Source organism: Mesorhizobium sp. FG116, assembly GCF_057809835.1.
In genome coordinates, this window is record NZ_JBMDKS010000100.1 from 1 (window position 1) to 2,204 (window position 2,204).

1 protein-coding gene is annotated in these 2,204 nt (G+C 61.1%); it reads left to right on the plus strand.

Annotated elements, in window-relative coordinates:
- Positions 1 to 2,204: Tn3 family transposase (locus ACODTY_RS23835; protein ID WP_488996652.1), on the plus strand; the 2,204-nt coding region annotated here is incomplete at both ends.

Genomic DNA, 2,204 nt, shown 5'->3' on the forward strand with positions numbered 1-2,204 from the left:
GCGCCGTTCCCACTGTGTTCACAACCTATGCCCGCCGGGAAGAGACGCGCCGCGATCACATTGCGCGCCTGATGATCTATCTCGGCGTCAGAAGCGCGACAGCTCGGGATCGTCGCGCCGCGCTGTTGTCGGCAATAGAGGCGGCCGCCATGTCCGACAGCGGCGCTTCGATCGTGAATGCGATTGTCGCCATGCTGCGAGAACGCGGAGCCCTCTTGCCCGCGGCGGAGATCATCGAGCGAATGGGGCTGGCAGCCCGCGCCATAGCGCGGCGCCGGGTGGAGGGGGCGCTGATCGAAGGGCTGCCACCTGAGAAGCTGCAGGCGCTCGACAAGCTGCTCGAGGTTGATGCGGCGATCGGTCAGACCCGCTTCCATTGGTTGCGCTCTGTGCCAGAAGCGCCCGCGGCTTCAAATCTGGTTGGGCTAACCGAACGGATTGCGTTCCTGCGCACGCTCGGGATCGATTCCGGTTTGCGGGTGCGCGTTGCTTCCGGGCGGTGGGACCAGATCGTTCGCGAGGGCAATGCCACGCCCGCGTGGCTGGCCGGCGACTTCAATGCGAGCCGTCGTCACGCCCTGATCGTCGCGCAGGTGATCAGGCTCGGCGAGAAGCTGACCGATGATGCCGTGACGATGTTCATCAAGCTTATCGGGCGGCTGTTCTCCCAAGCCAACAGCCGCAAGAAGCGGCGGCACATGGATAATAGGCCAGACACCTCCAAGGCGCTGCGCATGTTCCTCGATACGATATCTGCGCTACAGTCGGCCAACGACTTTGGGCAGGACGCACTCGAGGTGCTCGACCAGAAGGTCGGTTGGCACCGGCTGCTTCGGATGAAGCCGGAGCTTGCAGCCATGGTCAAGGACAGCGAGGCATCTCCCTTGGTTCTGGCGGCCGAGCAGTATAGTGGCGTCCTCAAATACGCGACGGCGTTCCTGACAACGTTTACGTTCCGTTCAGCGCGCCGTCACGATTCCCTGCTCACAGCCGTTGCGATGCTCCGAAGGCTTCATTGGGAGGGACGGCGTGCACTGCCCGAGCGTGTTCCGACCAGCCATCTCAGCCCCACCGACCGGAAGCTGATCTTTGTGCAGCATAAGCCCGATCGCCGGCTCTATGAGGTAGCCACGTTCGCTGCATTGCGCGAGCGGCTTCGCTCGGCGGATATCTGGGTAGAAGGCAGCCGCTCTTTCCGTCCGATCGATGAGCATCTCATGCCTCGATCTACGTTCACCACGATGAAGGAAGATGATCGGCTTGGCCTTGGTGTGGGAAGTGACGGCGCCGCCTGGCTGAACGAAATAAAGCAGATGCTGGACCTTAATCTGAAGCGCCTGGCCTGTCGCGCTCGCGCAGGCAAACTCGAGGGTGTTCGTCTCGAAACCGGAACGCTTATCGTCACACCGACCACCGGCGACGTTCCTGAGGCAGCCGAAGAACTGAACGCAGAGATCAGCGAGATGTATCCGCTGGTCGAAGTTCCCGATCTCCTGAGGGACGTACATGACTGGACGGGCTTTGCCGATCACTTCACACATGTGCGCACGGGCGACGAGCCACGGAACGTCTCTGCCATGCTGGCCGGCGTTCTTGCGGATGCGACCAATCTCGGTCCGAAGCGGATGGCCGGCGCATCCAAGGGCATCAGCGCCCATCAGATCGGCTGGATGCGCACCTTCCATGCTCGATCAGAAACCTATCGCGCTGCTCAGGCCTGCATCACCGACGCACATACTGGTCACCCGCATTCCCGCCTCTGGGGCAACGGAACAACTGCGTCGTCCGACGGACAGTTCTTCCGTGCGAGCGACCGAGCGGCAAAACGCGGTGACGTCAATCTGCACTACGGCAGCGAACCGGGATCGAAGTTCTACAGCCACCTGTCGGACCAATACGGCTATTTCAGTATCTTGCCCATCAGCCCGACTGAAAGCGAAGCGGCCTATGTGCTCGATGGCCTGTTTGACCAGGATACGGTCCTGGATATCCAAGAGCATTTTACTGACACTGGCGGCGCGAGCGATCATGTCTTCGGATTGTTTGCCCTGATCGGCAAACGTTTCGCACCTCGATTGCGCAACCTGAAGGATCGAAAGTTCCACACATTCGAAAAAGGCGATGCCTACCCGGCGCTGACGAACCACATCGGCGCGCCGATCAACACCGCGTTGATCCTTGACCATTGGGATGACCTGCTGCAT